Genomic DNA, 21,952 nt, shown 5'->3' with positions numbered 1-21,952 from the left:
CCATGGCAATCATCAGCACCTCCGGGCTCGCCCGGACCTTCCAGAGCAAGAACGGCCCCGTTCAAGCCGTGCGCGGCATCGACCTGCGCGTCGAGCCCGGCGAGATCCTCGGCTTCCTGGGGCCGAACGGCGCGGGCAAGACCACCACGCTGCGCATGCTGACCACGCTGCTCCCGCCGACCGGCGGCGCGGCCACCGTCGCCGGCTGCGATCTGGGCCGGGACCCCGAGGGCGTACGGAGCAGGATCGGTTACGTCGCCCAGTCCGGCGGCGTCGACCTGAGTGTCTCCGTGCGCGAGGAGCTGATCACCCAGGGGCGGCTCTACCGCCTGACGAAAGCCCAAGCGGCCGCCCGCGCCGAGGAGTTGGCGCGCGACCTGAACCTCACCGAACTCATGGAGCGGCCCTGCGCGGCGCTCTCCGGCGGCCAGCGCAGGCGGCTCGACATCGCCATGGGGCTCACGCACCGGCCCGAGGTGCTCTTCCTCGACGAGCCGACCACCGGGCTCGACCCGGGCAGCAGGGCCGACCTGTGGAAGCTGGTGCGGCGGCTGCGGGACGAGTACGGCACGACGGTCTTCCTCACCACGCACTACCTCGACGAGGCCGACGAGCTCTCCGACCGCCTGGTCGTCGTCGACCGCGGCGTCGTGGTCGCCGAGGGCACGCCGAGCGCGCTCAAGCTCCAGTACGGCGGCTCGATCGACGCCTCGTTGCAGGACACCTTCCTCGCCATCACCGGGCGCGACATCGCGTCCAAGGACACGGCTCCCGTCGCCGTCTGAGACCCCAGGACCCCAACGATGCCCGCACTGCTCTCCGACACCGCGCTGATCTTCGGGCGGTACGCCCGGCAGACCCTGCGCTCCAAGTTCCAGATCCTCTTCGGCGTCCTCACGCCCCTGCTGTACCTGCTCTTCTTCGGGCCGCTGCTCACCGACCTGCCGCTCGGCTCGCGGGGCGACTCCTGGCAGGTGCTCGTGCCGGGGCTGCTGCTCCAACTCGGCCTGTTCGGCGCCACGTTCAGCGGCTTCGCACTCATCATCGAGAAGCAGTTCGGCGTGGTGGAGCGGATGCGGGTGACGCCCGTGAGCCGCCTCGCGCTGCTGCTCGGCCGGATCCTGCGCGACGCCTCGCTCTTCGTCTTCCAGGCGGTGTTGCTCGTGCTCGCCGCGCTGGTGATGGGGCTCAGGGCGCCGCTGGCCGGCGTCCTCATCGGGTTCGCGTTCGTGGCGCTCCTGACCGCGGGGCTCGCCGCCCTCTCGTACGCACTGGCCATGAAGGTCGCCAAGGCCCACGAGTTCGGTCCCGCCGTGAACGCCATCAGCATGCCCTCGATGCTGCTCTCGGGCCTGATGCTGCCGATGGCGCTCGCGCCCACCTGGCTGGACGTGCTCTCCCACTTCATGCCGTTCCGCTACCTCGTGGACGCGGTGCGGGCCGGGTACGTGGGCGACTACGCCTCGACGACCATGCTGTACGGCGTCCTGATGGCCCTCGCCTTCGTACTCGTCGCCGTGACGGTCGGCACACGCGTCTTCAAGAAGGCGGGAGCGTAACTACGCTGGCCGCATGGTCAATCTGACGCGCATCTACACCAGGACCGGCGACCAGGGCACGACGGCCCTCGGGGACATGAGCCGCACCGCCAAGACCGATCTGCGGATCGCGGCGTACGCCGACGCCAACGAGGCCAACGCGGCCATCGGGACGGCGATCGCGCTCGGGAGCCTGGCCGAGGAGGTCGTGAAGGTCCTGGTCCGGGTCCAGAACGACCTCTTCGACGTCGGCGCCGACCTCTCCACGCCCGTCGTGGCGGACCCCGAGTACCCGCCGCTGCGCGTCGAGCAGTCGTACATCGACAAGCTGGAGGCCGACTGCGACCGCTTCCTGGAGGAGCTGGAGAAGCTGCGCAGCTTCATCCTGCCGGGCGGCACGCCGGGCGCGGCCCTGCTGCACCAGGCGTGCACGGTGGTGCGCCGGGCGGAGCGCTCGACGTGGGCGGCGTTCGAGGTGCACGGAGAGGTCATGAACCCGCTCACGGCCACCTATCTCAACCGCCTCTCCGACCTCCTGTTCATCCTGGCCCGCACGGCCAACAAGGAGGTCGGGGACGTGCTGTGGGTGCCGGGCGGTGAGCGTTAGAGCTTGGTCAGGGAGCTCGGGCGGTCGGCCTTCTCCGGCTCGTCCGCCGGGGCCTTCTTCGGGAAGAGCGCGTAACTGAGCGCGATCAGACCGTGGATGCCCGCCGTGCGCCAGGCCGTGTACATCCAGGACTGCAGGGACGACGTGCGGCTCGGGTCGTCGACGTACCACATGGCGATCAGCAGCAGCCCGCTCGCGACGGCCGCCGCCACCACGGTGCCGAGCCAGACCTTGCCCTCGTGCACGGCGCGGGCCCGCCCGTAGCGCGGCGGACGCGGCACCGGCGTGCCGTTGAAGCGGTGCGCCGCGTGGCCGTCGAGCCACTTCACGGTGCGGTGTCCGTGGCCCACGGTGAAGCCGATGTACAGCGCGGCGAGGCCGTGCTTCCAGCTCGGGTCGGCGCCGTTCTTCAGGTCGACGGCCGTCACCACCAGGAGCACCACTTCGAGGAGCGGCTCGCACAGCAGGAGCGCGATGCCCAGGCGCGGCATCCGCAGCAGATAGCGGGCGGCGAGCCCGGCGGCGAGCAGCACCCAGAAGCCCACCTCGCAGATGACGATCAGCGTGACGATCACGGCTCGGTCCTCCAGGTAGCTTTCTCGGTCACCCCTCAAGGCTCCCGCCGTCCCGGCCGCGGATCGTCGTCGTCAGTGACGAAGTGGGACTGCATCCTTCGATGTAGCGAGCGGTTCCTCCCCCAGGACCAGGCCTCGCCCCGGGTGGACCGTGTTGGATGGGGTCATGGCCCTGTCCCTCCCCCGCCCGCACCGCGTCGACGTCTCCATCGCGGCGGTCAGCCTGCTCTGCGGGCTCTCCCTGTGGGCGCTGGGGCTGCACGCTCAGCCGGGCCGCCTGCTGAGCGGCAACTGGGCCCTCATCCCGCTGTCCGTGCTCGCCTGTCTGGAGCTGGTGCGCAGGTCGGCGCCGCAGTTCGCGCTCACCGTCGGCACGCTCGCGCTGGTCGCCGACCAGTTCACCGAGGGCAACCTCGCGTCGATCATGATGTTCACCGACATCGTGTACGCCGCCGTCGTGTACGGCACCCCGGCCGCCGCCCGGCGGATCCCGCTGACCACCGGCCTGGTGACGGTGGCGCTGACCATCGGCTTCCTGGCGTGGTTCCAGGAACCGCAGGCCATCCTCATCGGCGTCCTCGCCGGCGTGATCTCCTTCGGGCCCGCCACCACGGGCGTCCTCGTGCGCAACCACCGCGAGGCCGCGGAGGCCGCGAAGCTGCGGGCCGAACAGACCGCGCTGCTCGCCGAGATGGACCGCGTCCAGGCCGTCACCGCCGAGCGGGCAAGGATGGCCCGCGAGCTGCACGACATGGTCGCCAACCACCTCTCGGCGATCGCCATCCACTCCACGGCGGCGCTCTCCCTCGACGATCCGAAGACCAGCAAGGACGCGCTCGCCGTCATCCGTGAGAACAGCGTCGAGGGCCTGGCCGAGATGCGCCGCCTCATCGGCATCCTGCGCTCCGACAGCGGCGACCTGGAGCCTGCCGCCGCGCCCACCCTCGACGGCCTCGGCACCCTGGTCTCCGGCGCCCGCACCAACGGCCTGGACGTCACCCTCGACGACGCCCGCGATCCGCAGGGCCCCAAGCTGCCCGCGCCGGTCGAGCTCGCGGCGTACCGCATCGTCCAGGAGTCCCTGACCAACGCCCTCAAGCACGCCTCGCCCGGCCTCGTCACCGTGACCCTGGCCCAGGAGCCCCGCGCCCTGACGATCCGCGTGAGAAGTCCGTACGGAGATCCATCGGGGCCCCGCGCCCCCGGCTCGGGCGCCGGCCTCGTCGGCATGCGCGAGCGCACCGAACTGCTCGGCGGCACCTTCGAGTCCGGCCCCGAGTCCAGCCCCGACGGCAAGGTCTGGCGCGTCTTCGCGACGCTGCCCGTCGACCCCGCAGACGAAGGAGCCAAGGAATGATCCGGGTACTGGTCGCCGAGGACCAGTCAGCCGTGCGCGCGGGACTCGTCCTGATCCTGCGCAGCGCGTCCGACATCGAGGTCGTCGGCGAGGCGTCGGACGGCGAGGAGGCCGTCGCACTCGCCCGCGAGCTCCGCCCCGACCTGGTCCTGATGGACATTCAGATGCCGCGCCTGGACGGGGTGTCGGCAACGCGCCAGGTCGTCTCCGAGGGGCTTGCGGACGTCCTGGTCCTGACCACCTTCGACCTCGACGAGTACGTCTTCGGCGCGCTGCGCGCGGGAGCGTCCGGCTTTCTCCTGAAGAACACCGAGGCGAAGGACCTCATCGAGGGCGTCCGCACGGTCGCACGCGGCGAGGGCCTGATCGCCCCGGCCGTCACCCGCCGCCTGATCGCCGAGTTCGCCGCCCCCGCCAAGGCCGTACGCAGCAGGAACGCACCGGACCCCGCGGCGCTCGACAGCCTCACGCGCCGCGAGCGGGAGGTCCTGTCCTGCATCGGCGAGGGCCTGTCGAACGCGGAGATCGCGGCCCGCCTCACCATGGCGGAGGCGACGGTGAAGACACACGTGAGCCGGCTGCTCGGCAAGCTGGAGCTGCGCAGTCGGGTCCAAGCGGCCGTACTGGCCCAGGAGTTGGACATCTGAACCCGGGATCGAGGCGCACGAGGGGCGCGATTCGGCCATTGGTTCAGACCTCTTGACCGCTGGTCCAGACCTTTCTATTCTCACCGCACTGCGGTGAGCACTCCCCCACGTGTCCACGTGCTCACGGGCGGCGCAGGGTCCCATCCCCTAAGACCCCCGGAACTCACCCGAGGAGCACCTCGTGCGCTTCATCCAGAGCAAGGCACGCTCGAGAATCGGATTCAGACACAGAGCCGTGGCGGGTCTCACCACCCTGCTGCTCCCGCTCGCCACCCTGGTCGCGCTCGGCGGCTCCGCCGAGGCGGCCCCCGACGCCGCCCCCGAGGCCACCGCCACGTACGCCAAGACCCAGGACTGGGGCAGCGGCTTCGAGGGCAAGTGGACCATCAAGAACACCGGCACCTCCACGATCAGTTCGTGGACCGTCGAGTGGGACTTCCCCACCGGCACCAAGGTGACCTCGGCCTGGGACGCCACCGCCACCAACTCCGGCAACCGCTGGACCGCCAAGAACCTCGGCTGGAACGGGACGCTCGCCCCCGGCGCCTCGGTCTCCTTCGGGTTCAACGGCACGGGCTCCGGCGCCCCCTCCAAGTGCACGCTGAACGGCGGCAGTTGTGACGGCGGCAGCGTTCCCGGCGACAACCCGCCGAGCGCCCCCGGCACGCCCGTGGCCTCCGACATCACCGACACCTCGGTGAAGCTCGACTGGAAGGCCGCCACCGACGACAAGGGCGTCAAGAACTACGACGTGCTGCGTGACGGCGCCAAGGTCGCGACGGTGACGGGGAATTCGTACTCCGACACCGGCCTGACCAAGGGCACCGACTACTCCTACACCGTCCAGGCCCGCGACACCGCCGACCAGACGGGTCCCGCCAGCGGCGCCGTCAAGGTCCGCACCACGGGCGGCGGCGACCCGGGCCCCGGCCCCGGTGACAAGGTCAAGCTCGGCTACTTCACGGAGTGGGGCGTCTACCAGCGCAACTACCACGCGAAGAACATCGCGACCTCCGGCTCGGCCGACAAGATCACGCACATCAACTACAGCTTCGGCAACGTCCAGGGCGGCAAGTGCACCATGGGCGACTCCTACGCTGCGATCGACAAGGCCTACACCGCCGACCAGAGCGTCGACGGCGTCGCCGACACCTGGGACCAGCCGCTGCGCGGCAACTTCAACCAGCTGCGCAAGCTCAAGGCCAAGTACCCGAACATCAAGATCCTCTGGTCCTTCGGCGGCTGGACCTGGTCCGGCGGCTTCACCGACGCCATGAAGAACCCGGCGGCCTTCGCGAAGTCCTGCCACGACCTGGTCGAGGACCCGCGCTGGGCCGACGTCTTCGACGGCATCGACCTGGACTGGGAGTACCCCAACGCCTGCGGTCTGTCCTGCGACACCTCGGGCCCGGCGGTCTTCAAGAACATGATGCAGGCGTTCCGCAACGAGTTCGGCGCCAAGAACCTCGTCACGGCCGCCATCACCGCCGACGCCTCCAACGGCGGCAAGATCGACGCCGCGGACTACGGCGGCGCCGCACAGTACGCCGACTGGTACAACGTCATGACGTACGACTTCTTCGGCGCCTGGGCGGCCAAGGGCCCGACGGCCCCGCACTCCCCGCTCACGTCCTACCCGGGCATCCCGCAGGACGGCTTCAACTCCGCCGCGGCGATCGCCAAGTTGAAGGCCAAGGGCGTGCCCTCGGCCAAGCTCCTGCTCGGCATCGGCTTCTACGGCCGCGGGTGGACCGGGGTCACCCAGAAGGAACCCGGCGGCACGGCGACCGGGCCCGCCCCGGGGACGTACGAGCAAGGCATCGAGGACTACAAGGTCCTCAAGAACTCCTGCCCGTCCAACGGCACGGTCGCCGGCACGGCGTACGCCCACTGCGGCAGCAACTGGTGGTCGTACGACACCCCGGCCACCGTCCGCGCCAAGATGACCTGGGCCAAGGATCAGGGTCTTGGGGGCGCGTTCTTCTGGGAGTTCAGTGGTGACACGGCCAACGGGGAGTTGGTGAGCGCGATCAACGACGGACTCAAGTAGTCCGTCCCCTCATGACGAAGCCGGGGAGAACAGGAACGCCCCCTGTTCTCCCCGGCTTCTCATGTGTCGCGTCTGCGGGTTGTATGTGGCTGGTCGCGCAGTTCCCCGCGCCCCTTCGGGGCTCAGGCCACGTTGACCCGCTGCCCCGGAGGCGCCGCCTCAAGCCACGCGAGGAAGCCCGTGAGCGCGTCCTCGCTCATCGCCAGTTCCAGGCGGACGCCGCGGTGCAGACAGCCGAGGACGATGGCGTCGGAGAGCAGGGCCAGCTCCTCCTCGCCGTCCGGTGCGCGGCGGTCGACGACCTCGATGGCCGAACGCTCGAGAACCCGGCGCGGCCGGGGAGCGTACGAGAAGACACGGAACCACTCGATCCGGTCACCGTTGTAGCGGGCGACTCCATAGCCCCAGCCCTTGCCGGAGGTGTCGCCCTTCTCCGGGGCGTTCCAGCGCAGGCTGCAGTCGAAGGTTCCGCCGGAGCGCTGGATCAGCCGGCGCCGCAGTCCGAAGACGAAGAGCCCCACCAACACCAGCACGATCAAAGCAAGTCCGCACACGAGCAGAGTGAGGATCATCGGCACCGACCTCCTCGCCTCTTCGAAAACGGACCACTACATTGCACCCGCATTGCCTCAGCCGCGACCCGGTCCGGAAGTGTTCCCGGACCTGGCCGCGGCTGAGTCACGTTACGCCGCGCGCTGGGGTCAGCGCGTCGCCACCGCACGCAGTCGGACGTCGGCACGCCGCTCCGCGGAGGCGTCGGCCTCCGACTTCGCGCGCTCCAGCGCCCGCTCCGCACGCTGGACGTCGATCTCGTCGGACAGCTCCGCGATCTCGGCCAGCAGCGACAGCTTGTCGTCCGCGAAGGAGATGAATCCGCCGTGGACAGCGGCGACGACCGTGCCGCCGTCGCTCGTACGAATGGTCACCGGGCCCGACTCCAGCACACCGAGCAGCGGCTGGTGACCGGGCATGACGCCGATGTCGCCGGACGTAGTGCGCGCGACGACCAGGGTGGCCTCACCGGACCAGACACTGCGGTCCGCTGCGACCAGCTCGACATGCAGCTCAGCAGCCAAGGGTGGCTCCTCGGGTCACCACCCGGCGGTTCAGCCGGGTGTTGGGTCAAATTCTAGTGGGCGTACGAAGAGGGGCGGGACACGGCCCCTGTGCGGGGTGCACCCGCCCCTCTCCGGATCGAGCTACGGGGCTCAGGAGACGCCGAGCTCCTTGGCGTTCTTCTTGAGGTCGTCGAGACCACCGCACATGAAGAAGGCCTGCTCCGGGAAGTGGTCGTACTCGCCGTCGCAGATCGCGTTGAAGGCCGCGATCGACTCGTCGAGGGACACGTCCGAACCGTCCACACCGGTGAACTGCTTGGCGGCGTGGGTGTTCTGGGACAGGAAGCGCTCCACGCGACGGGCACGGGCGACGACGAGCTTGTCCTCTTCGCTGAGCTCGTCGATACCGAGGATCGCGATGATGTCCTGGAGGTCCTTGTACTTCTGCAGGATTCCCTTGACGCGCATGGCGGCGTCGTAGTGGTCCTGCGCGATGTAGCGCGGGTCCAGGATGCGGGACGTGGAGTCCAGCGGGTCCACGGCCGGGTAGATGCCCTTCTCGGAGATCGGACGGGAGAGAACCGTCGTCGCGTCGAGGTGGGCGAACGTGGTGGCCGGGGCCGGGTCGGTCAGGTCGTCCGCGGGGACGTAGATCGCCTGCATCGAGGTGATCGAGTGGCCACGGGTCGAGGTGATGCGCTCCTGGAGGAGACCCATCTCGTCGGCCAGGTTCGGCTGGTAACCCACCGCGGAGGGCATGCGGCCGAGCAGGGTCGAGACCTCGGAACCGGCCTGCGTGAAGCGGAAGATGTTGTCGATGAAGAACAGCACGTCCTGCTTCTGCACATCGCGGAAGTACTCCGCCATGGTCAGACCGGCCAGGGCGACGCGCAGACGCGTGCCCGGCGGCTCGTCCATCTGGCCGAAGACCAGCGCGGTCTTGTCCAGAACGCCGGCTTCCTCCATCTCGACCATGAGGTCGTTGCCCTCACGGGTGCGCTCGCCGACACCGGCGAAGACGGAGACACCGTCGTGCAGCTTGGCCACACGGACGATCATTTCCTGGATCAGAACGGTCTTGCCGACACCGGCACCACCGAACAGACCGATCTTTCCACCCTTGACGTACGGGGTGAGGAGGTCGACGACCTTCAGGCCGGTCTCGAACATCTCGGTCTTGGACTCGAGCTGGTCGAAGGCCGGGGCCTTGCGGTGGATCGTCCAGCGCTCGGAGTCGGCGACCGTCGACGGGTCGTCGTTGAGCACCTCACCGAGGGTGTTGAAGACGCGGCCCTTGGTCACGTCGCCGACCGGCACCGAGATGCCCGCGCCGGTGTCGGTGACCGGAGCCTGGCGGACCAGGCCGTCGGTGGGCTGCATCGAGATCGCGCGGACCACGCCGTCGCCCAGGTGCTGGGCGACCTCGAGGGTCAGCGTCTTCTTCGCGCCCTCGGCCGACGGGTCGTCGACCTCGACGTGCAGCGCGTTGTAGATCTCCGGCATCGCGTCGACGGGGAACTCCACGTCGACGACCGGGCCGATGACCCGGGCGACGCGGCCCGTGGCAACGGCCGTCTCAACAGTGGTCGTCATTACTTGTCACTCCCCGCGGTCGCGTCGGCCAGGGCAGCAGTGCCGCCGACGATCTCGCTGATTTCCTGGGTGATTTCGGCCTGGCGGGCCGCGTTGGCAAGCCGGGAGAGGCTGTTGATCAGATCCCCGGCGTTGTCGGTGGCCGACTTCATCGCGCGGCGCGTGGCGGCGTGCTTGGAGGCAGCCGACTGGAGCATCGCGTTGTAGATACGGCTCTCGACGTAGCGCGGCAGAAGGGCGTCGAGGACGTCCTCCGCCGACGGCTCGAAGTCGTACAGCGGAAGGAGTTCGCCCTTGGTGGGCGCCTCTTCCGCGACCTCTTCGAGGCTGAGCGGCAGCAGTCGGCTGTCGGTGGCCGTCTGCGTCATCATCGAGACGAACTCGGTGTACACGATGTGGAGCTCGTCCACACCGCCCTCCGCCGTCTCCTTCTCGATGGCCTCGATCAGCGGCACCGCGACCTTCTTGGCGTCCGCGTACGTCGGCTCGTCGGTGAAGCCCGACCACGACTCCGCGACCTTGCGCTCGCGGAAGTTGTAGTGGGCCAGACCACGGCGGCCGACGATGTACGTGACGACCTCCTTGCCGTCGGCCTCGAGCTGCTCGGTGAGCTGCTCGGCGGCCTTGATGGCGTTGGAGTTGAAGGCGCCGGCCAGACCGCGGTCGCTCGTGAGGAGCAGGACCGCGGAACGGGTCGGGTTCTCCGCGTCGGTCGTCAGCGGGTGCTTGGTGTTCGAACCAGTGCCGACCGCCGTGACCGCGCGGGTGAGCTCGGTCGCGTACGGCGTGGAAGCCGTCACCTTGCGCTGCGCCTTGACGACACGCGAGGCGGCGATCATCTCCATCGCCTTGGTGATCTTCTTGGTCGCGGTGACGGATTTGATGCGACGCTTATAGACCCGGAGCTGGGCTCCCATGAGTCAGGTCCCTTCCGTCGTCACTTACCGGCGGCGGCCGGAGCGTCCTCGCCGAGAAGCTTCCCGTCCGAGGTCTCGAACTGCTTCTTGAACTCCGCGACGGCGTCACCGATGGCGGTGATGGTGTCGTCCGACATCTTGCCGCCCTCCTTGATGGAGGTCATGAGGCCCTGCTCCTTGCGGTGCAGGTACTCGAGCAGCTCGCGCTCGAAGCGGCGGATGTCCTTGACCGGCACCTCGTCCATGCGACCGGTGGTACCGGACCACACGGACACGACCTGGTCCTCGGTCGCCATCGGCTCGTACTGCGCCTGCTTGAGCAGCTCGACCATGCGCTGACCACGCTCGAGCTGAGCCTTCGACGCGGCGTCCAGGTCGGAACCGAAGGCGGCGAACGCCTCCAGCTCACGGAACTGGGCGAGGTCGACGCGGAGGCGGCCGGACACCTGGCGGATCGCCTTGTGCTGCGCGGAACCACCGACTCGGGAGACGGAGATACCGACGTTCAGCGCGGGACGCTGACCGGCGTTGAACAGGTCCGACTCCAGGAAGCACTGGCCGTCGGTGATGGAGATGACGTTGGTCGGGATGAACGCCGACACGTCGTTCGCCTTCGTCTCGACGATCGGCAGACCGGTCATCGAGCCCTTGCCCATCTCGTCCGAGAGCTTCGCGCAGCGCTCGAGGAGGCGGGAGTGCAGGTAGAAGACGTCACCCGGGTAGGCCTCGCGCCCCGGCGGGCGGCGGAGCAGCAGGGACACGGCGCGGTAGGCGTCGGCCTGCTTCGAGAGGTCGTCGAAGACGATGAGGACGTGCTTGCCCTCGTACATCCAGTGCTGGCCGATGGCCGAACCGGTGTACGGCGCGAGGTACTTGAAGCCGGCCGGGTCGGACGCCGGGGCGGCGACGATGGTCGTGTACTCCAGGGCGCCGGCCTCTTCCAGGGCACCGCGCACGGAGGCGATGGTGGAGCCCTTCTGACCGATGGCGACGTAGATGCAGCGGACCTGCTTGTTCACGTCGCCCGAGCGCCAGTTGTCGCGCTGGTTGATGATCGTGTCGACGGCCAGGGCGGTCTTGCCGGTCTGGCGGTCACCAATGATCAGCTGACGCTGACCACGGCCGATCGGGGTCATCGCGTCGACGGCCTTGTAGCCGGTCTCCATCGGCTCGTGCACCGACTTGCGCTGCATGACCGTGGGGGCCTGCAGCTCAAGGGCGCGACGCCCGCTGGTCTCGATCTCGCCGAGGCCGTCGATCGGGTTGCCGAGCGGGTCGACGACGCGGCCGAGGTAGCCCTCGCCCACGGCGACCGACAGCACCTCGCCGGTACGGCTGACCGACTGGCCCTCCTCGATGCCGCTGAACTCGCCGAGGACGATCGAACCGATCTCGCGCTCTTCAAGGTTCAGCGCGAGACCGAGGGTCCCGTCCTCGAACTTCAGCAGCTCGTTGGCCATGGCCGAGGGCAGGCCCTCGACCTTCGCGATGCCGTCGCCGGCAAGGGTGACCGTACCGACCTCCTCGCGCGAGGCCGCGTCCGGCTTGTACGCCTGGACAAAGTTCTCCAGCGCGTCCCGGATCTCCTCCGGCCGGATCGTGAGCTCCGCCATCTGGGTTCCCTGCTCTCCTTGTTGGGCCCGAAGTTTCTTTGGGGGTCTGGGGGCGACCCCCAGGAATCCTCTGCACGGCCCAACTAGGGCCGTAGGTAATGCTTGTTGAGTTACTGGCCGGCCACGCGGCGGCCGGCTTCCTCGATGCGGTCCGCGATGCTGCCGTTGATGACCTCGTCGCCCACCTGAACCGTGATCCCGCCGAGGACCGTGGGGTCCACGTCGAGGTTGAGGTGCATCGGGCGTCCGTACACCTTGGCCAGGGCGGCGCCGAGACGCTGCTTCTGCTGGTCCGTGAGCGGCACAGCGGAAGTGACGACGGCGACCATGCGGTTGCGACGGTCCGCAGCCAGCTTGGAGAGGGACTCGAGTCCCTCTTCCAGGCTACGTCCACGCGGCGTGGTCACAAGGCGCTCGATGAGCCGCTCCGTGACGTCCTCCGCGCGCCCGCCGAGGAGCCTGCGCAGCAGCTCGGCCTTGGCCGTGCCGGTGGCGGCGCGGTCCACGAGCGCGGCCCGCAGCTCGGTGCTGGAAGAGACGATTCGGCCGAACCTGAAGAGCTCGTCCTCGACGTTGTCCAGCGCTCCGGCCTTCTGCGCGCCGGTCAGGTCGGCGACGTTGGCGAGCACCTCGAGGGCGTCCACCAGGTCACGCGACCGCGACCAGCGCGAGCGCACCATGCCGGCCACCAGGTCGGCGGTCTCGCCGCCCACCTGGCCGCCGAGCAGCCGTCCCGCAAGATCGGCCTTGGCCTCACCGGACTGCGCCGGGTCGGTCAGGACCCGACGCAGCGAGACCTCACGGCCGAACAGCGCGGTGACGGCGGCAAGCTCGTCCGCGAGCTGCTTGGCGTCGACCGAGGTGCTGTCCGTCAGCGCGTCGAGACGCTCGCGCGCGGCGGCCAGTGCCTCGCGGCTCGCTCCGTGCGCTGTCATCGAGCCGCCTCGGCCTTCTCCTCGAGCTCGTCGAGGAAGCGGTCGATGGTGCGGCTCTGCCGGGCGTGGTCCTCGAGGGACTCGCCGACGAGCTTGCCGGCCAGGTCGGTTGCCAGCTGGCCCACGTCCTGACGCAGCGACTGAGCGGCAGCCTTGCGGTCGGCCTCGATCTGGGCGTGGCCGGCGGCGACGATCTCCTCGCGCTGACGCTGGCCCTCGGCCCGCATCTCGGCGATGAGCTGAGCGCCCTGCTCCTGCGCCTCCTGACGCAGGCGCGCGGCCTCGTGCCGAGCCTCGGCGAGCTGAGCCTTGTACTGCTCGAGCACGCTCTGGGCCTCGGTCTGCGCGGCCTCGGCCTTCTCGATGCCGCCTTCGATCGCCTCGCGGCGCTCCTCCAGAACCTTGTTGATGTTCGGGAGGAACTTCTTGGCGAAGAAGCCGAAGACGATGACGAACGCGATCAGGCCGATGACGAGCTCAGGGATCGGCGGAATCAGAGGGTTCTGCGGCTCCTCCGACGCCAGCTGTACCAGGGAGATCACATCAGTGCCTTCCGTTGAAGTTTCTCGTCAGCCGAGACCGGATCAGGAAGGAACCGGGTAAACGAAGCCCATGACCAGACCGATCAGGGCCAGGGCCTCACAGAGCACGAAGCCGAGGATCTGGTTCTGACGGATGAGGCCGGCGGCCTCGGGCTGACGGGCGAGGGCCTGCGTACCGTTACCGAAGATGACGCCGACGCCGATGCCGGGGCCGATAGCGGCGAGGCCGTAGCCGATCGCACCGAAGTTGCCCTGGATGTTGACCGCGGCGAGGGTCTCGAGAGCGGACATGCCGTAACTTCCTTCTTTTCACGGGCCGGTGGGGGTTGGCCACCGGATGTATCGGGGGGAGAGAAGCGTGCTCAGTGGTGCTCGGCGAGCGCGCCCTGGATGTAGCTGCAGGACAGCAGGATGAAGACGTAGGCCTGGAGCGCCTGGATGAACAGCTCGAAGATCGTCATCACGATGACCATGACGAACGAGACGCTCGCGTAGGCGATACCGATACCGTTCAACAGGTACCAGCTCGCGATGGTGAAGATCACCAGCAGGACATGCCCCGCGAACATGTTGGCGAAGAGCCGGACCGCGTGGGTGAAGGGCCGGATGATCATGTTCGACAGGAACTCGAAGAACATGACCATCGGGAAGACCGGGCCGAGCGAGCGGTCGTAGCCGGTGATGTTCTTGAAGCCGCCGACGAATCCGTGCCGCTTGAAGGTCAAGCTAACCCAGAGGATGTACACGATGGCCGCGAGGCCCGCCGGGAAGGCGATGACCGAGGTCACCGGGAACTGGGCGAGCGGAACGATCGACCAGATGTTCATGATCCAGATGAAGAAGAACAGCGAGACCATGAGGGGGACGTACTTCTCGCCCTCCTTCTTGCCGAGCGTCTCGTAGACGACCCCACGCCGCACGAAGTCGTAACCGGCTTCGCCGACCATCTGGAGCTTGCCGGGGATCAGCTTCGGCTTGTTGAAAGCCGCCCAGAAGAAGCCGATGACGACGATCGAGCTCAGGAAGGCGAGCAGCATTGGCTTGTTGAACTCAATGCCACCGACGGTGAAAATCGGCTCGAAGAGGAAGGAGTGCAGGCCGGGGGTCGGGAAACCGCACCCTTCAAAAATGTGGCAATCGGTCTCGAAGGCGAGCGTCTGGGCGTTACTCACCGCGAGCTCCTTCAACGTGGCGCATGGGTACGGCAACCTCGATGTGTCGGCGCGGTCGATGTCCGCGGAACGGCACTGGACTGGACTTGCGGATTTGGGGGCGGCGGCTGGGCTCCGAGCCGTAAGGCTTCACAGGCACCGCTGCCGCCCGCGCCAGCTCTGCCGCAGTTGTGGCGAGACCATAGCAAATGAGCAGAGGCCTCCTTACGTCGGCCCTACAGCTCACGATTGCGCCCGCGTGGACTCCGGCTCCACATAGAGGACCTTGGCCTTGATGTGGGAGCGCAGCTGCGCCCCGATCCACACCAAAGTGGCGGCGAGCAGCGTAAAGGCGAAGCTCTTGTGGTTGAACGCCGACGTACCGCGCAACGCAGTCAGGGCGACCATCAGCAGCAGAATCTGCACGGTGTAGACCAGCAGGCCCATCATCTGGAACAGATGCGGGAACGAGCGTGCACTCCGCTGCAGGACCACGAGGCCCCCGCCCATGAACAACAGGACGAGAAGCGTGCCGAAGGTGGCGCCGAGCGCACCCTTGCCACCGGCCACGGCGGCACTGACCGCGACTCCCGCCACGCCCGCGACAGCGGTGGGCAGGGCACAGTGAAGGAGAGTGCGGGCGTCGTTGGACTGCATGACGGCAGCTCCTCCGGCGAAATTTGGGGACGTTGCAAAGCGATCGTCGAGCGAAGGCCCTGACCCGGACACGGACGAGGCGCACCTCATCTGGACGACCGGTCTGGCTTGGGCCGCCTCAATATATCTCGGGTTCTCGTGAACCGTATCACAAACTATTTGATGCAGTCTTTACCCGAAAGTGTGCCGACCGTCACACGAATGGATCAATCGATCGCCCCTGATCAAGGCCCCAATCGATCATGAGGGCGGTTCCGGTCGAACAGAGTGCCTGACGGGGTCTAGTCGCGCTCGTGGGAGCGGACGCGGGACCTCTCCGACAGTGCCGTGCTGCCGTGCAGGTTCAGGGTCCGGACCTCGCGCACCGGGGCGCCCGCGCCCGCCGGGGCCCTGTCGCCCGCAGCCTCGTCGGCCGCGGTGGCCCCGACGCCGCCACGGGCCGCCACCGTGCCGCCCTGCACCGCCCGGCGCCGGTAGCGCGGCGGCACGAAGGCCTCGGCCCAGCGCGGGATGCGCGGCGTGAAGCGCGGCAGCAGGAGCAGCACCAGGCCGACCGCGCTGAGGGCGACGATCAGGAGCAGGATCCACATGCTCGTCGAGTGCACGGAGTAGGCGACGGTGCCGAAGGCGATGAGCGCCGACCAGAAGTACATGATCAGCACCGCGCGGCTGTGCGAGTGGCCGATCTCCAGGAGCCGGTGGTGCAGGTGGCCGCGGTCCGCGGCGAACGGCGACTTGCCGTTCCAGGTGCGCCGCACGATGGCGAGGACGAGGTCGGCGAAGGGGATCGCGATGATCGTCAGCGGCATCAGGAGCGGGATGAAGACCGGCAGCATCGCGTGCGTGGCGTCGCGTCCCGTGCCGAAGTTCAGCTTCAGCGTCGCCGGGTCGACCTGTCCCGTGACGGAGATGGCGCCCGCCGCGAGGATCAGGCCGATGAGCATCGACCCCGAGTCGCCCATGAAGATCCGGGCGGGGTGCATGTTGTGCGGCAGGAAGCCCAGGCACATGCCCATGAGGATGGCGGCGAAGAGCGTGGCGGGGGCCGCGGCCTCGATGCCGTAGCCGTACCAGATGCGGTAGGCGTACATGAAGGACGCCGCCGACGCGATGCAGACCATGCCCGCCGCCAGGCCGTCGAGTCCGTCGACGAAGTTCACGGCGTTGATGGTGATGACGACGAGTGCGACGGTGAGCAGGGTGCCCTGCCCCGAGGTCAGCGAGACCTGGCCCACGCCGGGGACCGGGATCCACAGGATCGTCAGCCCCTGCAGGACCATCACGCCCGCGGCGATCATCTGCCCGCCGAGCTTGATCAGCGCGTCGATCTCGAACTTGTCGTCGAGGACGCCGATCAGCCAGATGAGCGCCGCTCCGGAGAGCAGCGCCCGAGGTTCGTTGGAGTTCTCGAAGACCGCGTTCAGATTGGGCAGGTGGTCGGCGACCAGGAGGCCCGCGCACAGCCCGAAGAACATCGCGATACCGCCGAGCCGGGGCGTAGGCTCCCGATGCACGTCACGAGCGCGGATCTCCGGCATGGCGCCGGCCACGATCGCGAACTTCCGCACCGGGCCGGTCAGCAGGTAGGTCACCGCGGCCGTGATGCAGAGCGTCAGCAGGTATTCACGCACGGGCTTCCCCACAGGTCTCGCTGGCCATCTCAGCCCCACACCCTAGCTTTGCGGGCATACGGTTGGGGACTTCCGGGTAGCGACGATGGTTGCACGAGTTTGCGCCGGTCACTGACGCGCCCGCCTCGGCCTATCCCGGATACGGCGGAAATCTTCCCACCAGTTCGCGTACCTCTTCTCGTACGTTCGAGTCCTCGCGCACCGCGTCGACCAGCAGTCCCGCGACGCGCACCATGTCCGGCGCGGCCATGCCCTGGGTCGTGACGGCGGCGGTGCCGAGCCGCAGTCCGCGCGCATCGCCGTGGGGCAGGGCACAGGTGTCGAGGACGATTCCGGCCGCCGCGAGTCTGCCCCTGGCCGTGTGCGCCTCCACTCCCAACGGTGCGGGATCGGCCAGAACCAGGTGGGTGTCCGTACCGTCCGTGGCGATCGCGAACCCTCCGGCGGCCAGGCCTTCCGCGAGCATCCGCGCGTTGGCGACCACCTGATGGGCGTACGCGGTGAAGGCCGGTGTCGCCGCCTCGCCGAACGCGACGGCCTTGGCGGCGATCGTGTGCATCTGGGCGCCGCCCTGGGTGAAGGGGAAGACGGCCCGGTCGATGCGTTCCGCGAGGTCGGACCCGCACAGCAGGAGGCCTCCTCGGGGGCCGCGCAGGACCTTGTGCGTGGTGGCGCAGACGACGTCGGCGTGCGGCACGGGGCTGGGCGCCGCTCCCCCGGCGACCAGGCCGATGGGGTGGGCCGCGTCGGCGATGAGGTACGCCCCCACGTCGTCGGCGATCTCGCGGAAGGCGGCGTAATCGATGTGGCGCGGATAGGAGATCGAGCCGCAGACGATCGCCTTGGGGCGGTGGGTGCGGGCCAGGGCGTGCACCTGGTCGTAGTCGACGAGGCCGCTCTCGGGGTCCACGCCGTAGCCGACGAAGTCGAACCACTTGCCGGAGAAGTTGGCGGGCGAGCCGTGCGTGAGGTGACCGCCGTACGGCAGGCCCATCGCGAGGACCGTGTCACCGGGCCGCAGCAGCGCGGCGTACGCGGCGAGGACGGCCGAGGACCCGGAGTGCGCCTGCACGTTGGCGTGCTCGGCACCGAAGAGGGCCTTGGCGCGGTCGATCGCGATCCGCTCGGCGACGTCCACCAGCTCGCAGCCGCCGTGGTGACGGGCGCCGGGGTAGCCCTCGGCGTACTTGTTGGCGAGCGGCGAGCCGAGGGCGGTGAGGACGGCCGGCGAGGTGAAGTTCTCGGCGGCGATCAGCTGGAGCCCGTCGGACTGCCGGGTCACCTCACCGATGAGGACCTCGGCGAGCTCGGGGTCCTGCCGGCGCAGCGCGTCGAGATCCGTGTACGCCGCGGCGGCGGCGGTGGGTGCCGTGCTGACCGTCATCGTGGGCTCCGGGGCCTCGCAGGGGTGACCTCAGATCCAATGTAGGCCGCTACATGTGCGCGGGCACTCCGGTCAGCGCCGTCACCACGGGGTCGAGCGCCTGGTTGATCTCGTCTCCCACGGAGCGGAAGAACGGCAGGGGTGCCCCGTAGGGGTCGTAGACCTCGTCGGCCTCCACGCTCGGCGCCAGGAGCCAGCCGCGCAGCGCGGCGGCGGCCCGCACCAGGGCACGCGCGCGCTCCACCACGCCGTCCCCGTCGGGGTCCGGCAGGGTCGTCGGGTCTATCGCCCGCACGAGCCGCGTGAACTCCTTGAGCGTGAACGTACGCAGTCCTGCCGAGTGGCCCATCGAGATGACCTGCGCGCGGTGGTCGCGCGTCGCGGTCAGGACGAGGTCGGCCCGGATGACGTGGTCGTCGAGGAGCTCGCGGCCCATGAAGCCGGTGGCGTCCGCGCCGAAGTCCGCGAGGACCGTCTCGGCGTTGGTCTCCATGGGGGCGCCCTCGTGGCCCCAGGTGCCCGCGCTCTCCACGATCAGGCCGCCGGTGGAGGGGTCGCCGAGGCGGTCGGCGAGGGCGTGCCGGGTCAGCCGCTCGGTGATCGGCGAGCGGCACACGTTGCCGGTGCTGACGTGGAGGATGCGGAAGGTGCCCGCAGAGCCCGGGAAGCCCGCTATGCCACGCCCCGTCTCAGGGGCTGTCAATTCGCCACCTCGAGGTCGGGTACGACCTTGCGCAGCTCGTCCGCGTCAAGGGCGCCCGCGCGGAGCAGGACCGGCACCTTGCCCGTGACGTCGACGATCGACGACGGGACGATGCCGGGGGTCGGGCCGCCGTCCAGGTACACGGAGACGGAGTCGCCGAGCATCTCCTGCGCGGCGTCGCAGTCCTCGGGCGCCGGGTGTCCCGTGAGGTTCGCGGAGGAGACGGCCATGGGGCCGACCTCGGTGAGCAGCTCGATGGCGACGGGGTGCAGCGGCATGCGGATCGCGACCGTGCCGCGGGTGTCGCCGAGGTCCCACTGCAGGGACGGCTGCTGCTTGGCGATGAGGGTCAGGGCGCCGGGCCAGAAGGCGTCGACGAGCTCCCAGGCCATCTCGGAGAAGTCGGTGACCAGGCCGTGCAGCGTGTTCGGCGAACCGATCAGGACGGGCGTGGGCATGTTGCGGCCGCGGCCCTTGGCGTCGAGCAGGTCGGCGCAGGCCTCGGGCGTGAAGGCGTCGGCACCGATGCCGTAGACGGTGTCGGTGGGCAGCACGACCAGCTCGCCACGGCGGACGGCGGACGCGGCCTCGCGCAGACCGGTCGTACGGTCGGTCGCGTCGTTGGTGTCGTATCGCCGTGCCATTTAGCGGGCCTCCTCGTACACGTTCAGGATCTGGGTTGTCACGGCATCGCCTTGCGGGCGGTCGCGAAGCGCGGGCGGTTGTTGAGATCGGGGTGGTCGGCCGCGTCGGCCCAGCCCCGCTCCTCGGTGAAGATCCACGGGACCTGGCCGCCCTGCGTGTCCGCGTGCTCGATGACGACCACTCCCCCGGGGCGAAGCAGCCGGTGGGCGGTGCGCTCGATGCCGCGGATCAGGTCGAGGCCGTCCTCGCCGGAGAACAGGGCGAGCTCGGGGTCGTAGTCGCGGGCTTCCGGAGCGACGTACTCCCACTCGGTGAGCGGGATGTACGGCGGGTTGGAGATGACGAGATCGACCTGCCCGTCGAGCTCGGGGAAGGCCTCCCTGGCGTCTCCCTGCACCAGCTTGACCCTGGACCCCTCGACGTTCTTCCGCGTCCACCTCAGGGCGTCCTCGGAGAGCTCCACGGCGTGCACCCGCGAGCGCGGGACCTCCTGTGCCATGGCGAGCGCGATGGCGCCCGATCCCGTGCACAGGTCGACGATCAGCGGCTCGACGACGTCCATCGCGCGCACGGCGTCTATGGCCCACCCGACGACCGACTCGGTCTCCGGCCGCGGCACGAAGACGCCGGGCCCGACCTGCAGCTCCAGATAGCGGAAGAAGGCCCGCCCGGTGATGTGCTGCAGGGGCTCCCGTGCCTCGCGCCGCGCGATCGTCTCCCAGTAGCGGGCGTCGAAGTCGGCGTCCTTGACGGAGTGCAGCTCGCCCCGCTTCACGCCGTGCACGAAGGCGGCGAGCTCCTCCGCGTCGTTGCGCGGCGAGGGCACGCCGGCGTCGGCCAGCCGCTGGGTGGCCTGGGCCACTTCCGCGAGCAGCAGGTTCACGCTGGTCCTCCGGGGCGGGTCGTACGAGCGGGTGTGCTTACGCGGCGGCGAGCTTGGCGGCGGAATCCGCGTCGACACAGGCCTGGATGACCGCGTCGAGGTCACCGTCGAGCACCTGGTCCAAGTTGTACGCCTTGAAACCGACGCGGTGGTCCGAGATGCGGTTTTCCGGGAAGTTGTACGTCCGGATCTTCTCGGAGCGGTCGACGGTGCGGACCTGGCTGCGGCGGGCGTCCGCGGCCTCCTTCTCCGCCTCTTCCTGGGCCGCCGCGAGGAGCCTGGAGCGCAGGATACGCATCGCCTGCTCCTTGTTCTGCAGCTGGCTCTTCTCGTTCTGGCAGGAAGCGACGACTCCGGTGGGAATGTGCGTGATGCGCACCGCGGAGTCGGTGGTGTTGACGGACTGGCCGCCGGGGCCGGAGGAGCGGTAGACGTCGATGCGCAGGTCGTTCGCGTGGATCTCGACGTCGATCTCCTCGGCCTCGGGCGTCACGAGGACACCGGCCGCGGAGGTGTGGATGCGCCCCTGGGATTCGGTGGAGGGCACACGCTGCACGCGGTGCACGCCGCCCTCGTACTTCATCCGGGCCCAGACGCCCTGGCCGGGCTCGGTCGCGCCCTGGCCGCCCTTGGTCTTCACGGCGACCTGGACGTCCTTGTAGCCGCCGAGCTCGGACTCGGTGGAGTCGATGATCTCGGTCTTCCAGCCGACGCGCTCCGCGTACCGCAGGTACATGCGAAGGAGGTCGCCGGCGAACAGCGCCGACTCGTCGCCGCCCGCGCCCGCCTTGATCTCCAGGATGACGTCCTTGTCGTCGGACGGGTCCCGGGGCACGAGCAGCAGCCGCAGCTTCTCGGTGATCTCCTCGCGCTGCCGCTCCAGGTCCTTGACCTCGGCGGCGAAGTCCGGGTCGTCGGCGGCCAGTTCGCGGGCGGTCTCGATGTCGTCCCCGGTCTGCTTCCAGGAGCGGTACGTCGCGACGATCGGGGTCAGCTCGGCGTAGCGCTTGTTGAGCTTGCGCGCGTTGGCCTGGTCGGCGTGGACCGACGGGTCTGCGAGCTTCTTCTCGAGATCGGCGTGCTCGCCGATCAGTTCCTCGACCGCCTCGAACATCGGGGGCTCCTGGGTTTCTACGCGATGGTTCTACGCGAATTGGCTGCGGGACGGCAAAAGCGCCGGTCCCGGCCACCCCCTTGCCGAGGGCGGCCGATGACCGGCGCAGTGGCTCGCTACTTCTTGGCGGAGCCTGCAGCCTTGCCGAAGCGGGCCTCGAAGCGGGCCACACGGCCACCGGTGTCGAGGATCTTCTGCTTGCCCGTGTAGAACGGGTGGCACTCGGAGCAGACCTCGGCACGGACGGTGCCGCTGGAGATCGTGCTGCGGGTGGTGAACGACGCGCCACAGGTGCAGCTGACCTGCGTCTCGACGTACTCGGGGTGGATGTCGCGCTTCAAGGTGTCTCCTA

At 69.0% G+C, this 21,952-nt stretch carries 24 protein-coding genes; 6 read left to right on the top strand and 18 right to left on the bottom strand.

The genetic code is table 11. The features are described 5' to 3' along the window. Positions 1 to 2 precede the first annotated feature (2 nt). Genes AB0B50_RS11605 through AB0B50_RS11595 form a run of 3 tightly spaced genes read left to right on the top strand, consistent with a single transcriptional unit; the run spans position 3 to position 2,145 of the window. Complete coding sequence (locus tag AB0B50_RS11605; protein WP_362328838.1) at positions 3 to 785, top strand: ATP-binding cassette domain-containing protein; 783 nt, start codon at positions 3 to 5, stop codon at positions 783 to 785. A gap of 18 nt (positions 786 to 803) precedes the next feature. Next, a complete protein-coding gene (locus AB0B50_RS11600; RefSeq protein ID WP_362328836.1) occupies positions 804 to 1,559 on the top strand; it encodes an ABC transporter permease in 756 nt (251 codons plus the stop codon). Between the two features lie 13 nt (positions 1,560 to 1,572). Beyond that, positions 1,573 to 2,145 (top strand): cob(I)yrinic acid a,c-diamide adenosyltransferase, encoded by a 573-nt coding sequence (locus AB0B50_RS11595; protein WP_362328834.1) that lies wholly within the window; start codon positions 1,573 to 1,575, stop codon positions 2,143 to 2,145. On the opposite strand, the gene AB0B50_RS11590 is transcribed toward AB0B50_RS11595, so the two are convergent. Next, a complete protein-coding gene (locus AB0B50_RS11590) occupies positions 2,142 to 2,720 on the bottom strand; it encodes a hypothetical protein (RefSeq protein WP_362328832.1) in 579 nt (192 codons plus the stop codon). The genes AB0B50_RS11595 and AB0B50_RS11590 overlap by 4 nt on opposite strands. 166 nt (positions 2,721 to 2,886) lie before the next feature. Here AB0B50_RS11590 and AB0B50_RS11585 point away from each other — a divergent pair, with 166 nt between their 5' ends. The 3 genes from AB0B50_RS11585 (at position 2,887) to AB0B50_RS11575 (ending at position 6,774) form a co-directional block, all read left to right on the top strand. Next, positions 2,887 to 4,077: a histidine kinase gene (locus AB0B50_RS11585; RefSeq protein ID WP_362328830.1), complete on the top strand. Its 1,191-nt coding sequence runs from the start codon at positions 2,887 to 2,889 to the stop codon at positions 4,075 to 4,077. Further along, the gene (locus AB0B50_RS11580; RefSeq protein ID WP_362328828.1) at positions 4,074 to 4,724 is read left to right on the top strand and encodes a response regulator transcription factor; all 651 of its coding nucleotides are present in this window, start codon (positions 4,074 to 4,076) and stop codon (positions 4,722 to 4,724) included. The genes AB0B50_RS11585 and AB0B50_RS11580 overlap by 4 nt, the downstream gene beginning before the upstream one ends. A gap of 214 nt (positions 4,725 to 4,938) precedes the next feature. Beyond that, positions 4,939 to 6,774, top strand: coding sequence for a glycoside hydrolase family 18 chitinase (locus AB0B50_RS11575; protein ID WP_362329170.1), 1,836 nt, complete (start codon positions 4,939 to 4,941; stop codon positions 6,772 to 6,774). A 122-nt stretch (positions 6,775 to 6,896) separates the two neighbouring features. Here AB0B50_RS11575 and AB0B50_RS11570 read toward each other — a convergent pair whose 3' ends face one another. The 17 genes from AB0B50_RS11570 to rpmE form a co-directional block, all read right to left on the bottom strand. Further along, positions 6,897 to 7,346: a DUF2550 domain-containing protein gene (locus AB0B50_RS11570; RefSeq protein WP_362328826.1), complete on the bottom strand. Its 450-nt coding sequence runs from the start codon at positions 7,344 to 7,346 to the stop codon at positions 6,897 to 6,899. 129 nt (positions 7,347 to 7,475) lie between these two features. Further along, positions 7,476 to 7,850: a F0F1 ATP synthase subunit epsilon gene (locus AB0B50_RS11565; RefSeq protein WP_055564402.1), complete on the bottom strand. Its 375-nt coding sequence runs from the start codon at positions 7,848 to 7,850 to the stop codon at positions 7,476 to 7,478. Between the two features lie 132 nt (positions 7,851 to 7,982). Further along, positions 7,983 to 9,425 (bottom strand): F0F1 ATP synthase subunit beta, encoded by a 1,443-nt coding sequence (gene atpD / locus AB0B50_RS11560; RefSeq protein WP_362328824.1) that lies wholly within the window; start codon positions 9,423 to 9,425, stop codon positions 7,983 to 7,985. Then, entirely contained in the window at positions 9,425 to 10,342 is a 918-nt protein-coding gene (locus AB0B50_RS11555) for a F0F1 ATP synthase subunit gamma (protein ID WP_362328822.1), read from the bottom strand. The genes atpD and AB0B50_RS11555 overlap by 1 nt, the downstream gene beginning before the upstream one ends. 20 nt (positions 10,343 to 10,362) lie before the next feature. Then, positions 10,363 to 11,955: a F0F1 ATP synthase subunit alpha gene (gene atpA, locus AB0B50_RS11550; protein ID WP_055696803.1), complete on the bottom strand. Its 1,593-nt coding sequence runs from the start codon at positions 11,953 to 11,955 to the stop codon at positions 10,363 to 10,365. A 110-nt stretch (positions 11,956 to 12,065) separates the two neighbouring features. Further along, positions 12,066 to 12,890 carry a F0F1 ATP synthase subunit delta gene (locus tag AB0B50_RS11545; protein ID WP_362328820.1) on the bottom strand — a complete coding sequence of 275 codons (825 nt, stop codon included), beginning with the start codon at positions 12,888 to 12,890 and terminating at the stop codon, positions 12,066 to 12,068. Continuing rightward, positions 12,887 to 13,432 carry a F0F1 ATP synthase subunit B gene (locus AB0B50_RS11540; protein WP_362328818.1) on the bottom strand — a complete coding sequence of 182 codons (546 nt, stop codon included), beginning with the start codon at positions 13,430 to 13,432 and terminating at the stop codon, positions 12,887 to 12,889. The genes AB0B50_RS11545 and AB0B50_RS11540 overlap by 4 nt, the downstream gene beginning before the upstream one ends. Before the next feature lie 42 nt (positions 13,433 to 13,474). Next, complete coding sequence (locus AB0B50_RS11535) at positions 13,475 to 13,723, bottom strand: ATP synthase subunit C (protein ID WP_030792134.1); 249 nt, start codon at positions 13,721 to 13,723, stop codon at positions 13,475 to 13,477. Positions 13,724 to 13,794: 71 nt separating this feature from the next. Further along, positions 13,795 to 14,604, bottom strand: a complete 810-nt coding sequence (gene atpB / locus AB0B50_RS11530; RefSeq protein ID WP_362328817.1) for a F0F1 ATP synthase subunit A — start codon at positions 14,602 to 14,604, stop codon at positions 13,795 to 13,797. A gap of 222 nt (positions 14,605 to 14,826) precedes the next feature. Continuing rightward, entirely contained in the window at positions 14,827 to 15,240 is a 414-nt protein-coding gene (locus tag AB0B50_RS11525) for a hypothetical protein (RefSeq protein WP_362328815.1), read from the bottom strand. Positions 15,241 to 15,521: 281 nt separating this feature from the next. Continuing rightward, a complete protein-coding gene (locus AB0B50_RS11520) occupies positions 15,522 to 16,871 on the bottom strand; it encodes an MraY family glycosyltransferase (RefSeq protein ID WP_362328813.1) in 1,350 nt (449 codons plus the stop codon). 130 nt (positions 16,872 to 17,001) lie between these two features. Continuing rightward, positions 17,002 to 18,255, bottom strand: coding sequence for a serine hydroxymethyltransferase (gene glyA / locus AB0B50_RS11515; protein ID WP_362328811.1), 1,254 nt, complete (start codon positions 18,253 to 18,255; stop codon positions 17,002 to 17,004). Between the two features lie 49 nt (positions 18,256 to 18,304). Then, positions 18,305 to 18,958, bottom strand: coding sequence for a protein-tyrosine-phosphatase (locus AB0B50_RS11510; protein ID WP_362328810.1), 654 nt, complete (start codon positions 18,956 to 18,958; stop codon positions 18,305 to 18,307). Next, positions 18,955 to 19,602 (bottom strand): L-threonylcarbamoyladenylate synthase, encoded by a 648-nt coding sequence (locus AB0B50_RS11505; RefSeq protein ID WP_362328809.1) that lies wholly within the window; start codon positions 19,600 to 19,602, stop codon positions 18,955 to 18,957. The genes AB0B50_RS11510 and AB0B50_RS11505 overlap by 4 nt, the downstream gene beginning before the upstream one ends. A 38-nt stretch (positions 19,603 to 19,640) precedes the next feature. Then, entirely contained in the window at positions 19,641 to 20,486 is an 846-nt protein-coding gene (gene prmC / locus AB0B50_RS11500) for a peptide chain release factor N(5)-glutamine methyltransferase (RefSeq protein WP_362328808.1), read from the bottom strand. A 37-nt stretch (positions 20,487 to 20,523) separates the two neighbouring features. Beyond that, the gene (gene prfA / locus AB0B50_RS11495; protein ID WP_362328806.1) at positions 20,524 to 21,600 is read right to left on the bottom strand and encodes a peptide chain release factor 1; all 1,077 of its coding nucleotides are present in this window, start codon (positions 21,598 to 21,600) and stop codon (positions 20,524 to 20,526) included. Between the two features lie 116 nt (positions 21,601 to 21,716). Continuing rightward, positions 21,717 to 21,941 carry a 50S ribosomal protein L31 gene (rpmE, locus tag AB0B50_RS11490; RefSeq protein ID WP_055696813.1) on the bottom strand — a complete coding sequence of 75 codons (225 nt, stop codon included), beginning with the start codon at positions 21,939 to 21,941 and terminating at the stop codon, positions 21,717 to 21,719. Positions 21,942 to 21,952 lie beyond the last annotated feature (11 nt).

The organism is Streptomyces sp. NPDC041068 (assembly GCF_040647455.1).
Taxonomy (GTDB): Bacteria; Actinomycetota; Actinomycetes; order Streptomycetales; family Streptomycetaceae; genus Streptomyces.
This window is presented reverse-complemented; position numbering and strand designations above follow the sequence as displayed.

What these genes read in the sequence shown, in the direction of transcription:
- AB0B50_RS11605 (WP_362328838.1), top strand. Translation starts at nt 3, where the DNA reads ATGGCAATCATCAGCACCTCCGGGCTCGCCCGGACCTTCCAGAGCAAG.
- AB0B50_RS11600 (WP_362328836.1), top strand. Translation starts at nt 804, where the DNA reads ATGCCCGCACTGCTCTCCGACACCGCGCTGATCTTCGGGCGGTACGCC.
- AB0B50_RS11595 (WP_362328834.1), top strand. Translation starts at nt 1,573, where the DNA reads ATGGTCAATCTGACGCGCATCTACACCAGGACCGGCGACCAGGGCACG.
- AB0B50_RS11585 (WP_362328830.1), top strand. Translation starts at nt 2,887, where the DNA reads ATGGCCCTGTCCCTCCCCCGCCCGCACCGCGTCGACGTCTCCATCGCG.
- AB0B50_RS11580 (WP_362328828.1), top strand. Translation starts at nt 4,074, where the DNA reads ATGATCCGGGTACTGGTCGCCGAGGACCAGTCAGCCGTGCGCGCGGGA.
- AB0B50_RS11570 (WP_362328826.1), bottom strand. Translation starts at nt 7,346, where the DNA reads ATGATCCTCACTCTGCTCGTGTGCGGACTTGCTTTGATCGTGCTGGTG.
- atpD (WP_362328824.1), bottom strand. Translation starts at nt 9,425, where the DNA reads ATGACGACCACTGTTGAGACGGCCGTTGCCACGGGCCGCGTCGCCCGG.
- AB0B50_RS11555 (WP_362328822.1), bottom strand. Translation starts at nt 10,342, where the DNA reads ATGGGAGCCCAGCTCCGGGTCTATAAGCGTCGCATCAAATCCGTCACC.
- atpA (WP_055696803.1), bottom strand. Translation starts at nt 11,955, where the DNA reads ATGGCGGAGCTCACGATCCGGCCGGAGGAGATCCGGGACGCGCTGGAG.
- AB0B50_RS11545 (WP_362328820.1), bottom strand. Translation starts at nt 12,890, where the DNA reads ATGACAGCGCACGGAGCGAGCCGCGAGGCACTGGCCGCCGCGCGCGAG.
- AB0B50_RS11535 (WP_030792134.1), bottom strand. Translation starts at nt 13,723, where the DNA reads ATGTCCGCTCTCGAGACCCTCGCCGCGGTCAACATCCAGGGCAACTTC.
- AB0B50_RS11525 (WP_362328815.1), bottom strand. Translation starts at nt 15,240, where the DNA reads ATGCAGTCCAACGACGCCCGCACTCTCCTTCACTGTGCCCTGCCCACC.
- glyA (WP_362328811.1), bottom strand. Translation starts at nt 18,255, where the DNA reads ATGACGGTCAGCACGGCACCCACCGCCGCCGCCGCGGCGTACACGGAT.
- AB0B50_RS11505 (WP_362328809.1), bottom strand. Translation starts at nt 19,602, where the DNA reads ATGGCACGGCGATACGACACCAACGACGCGACCGACCGTACGACCGGT.
- prfA (WP_362328806.1), bottom strand. Translation starts at nt 21,600, where the DNA reads ATGTTCGAGGCGGTCGAGGAACTGATCGGCGAGCACGCCGATCTCGAG.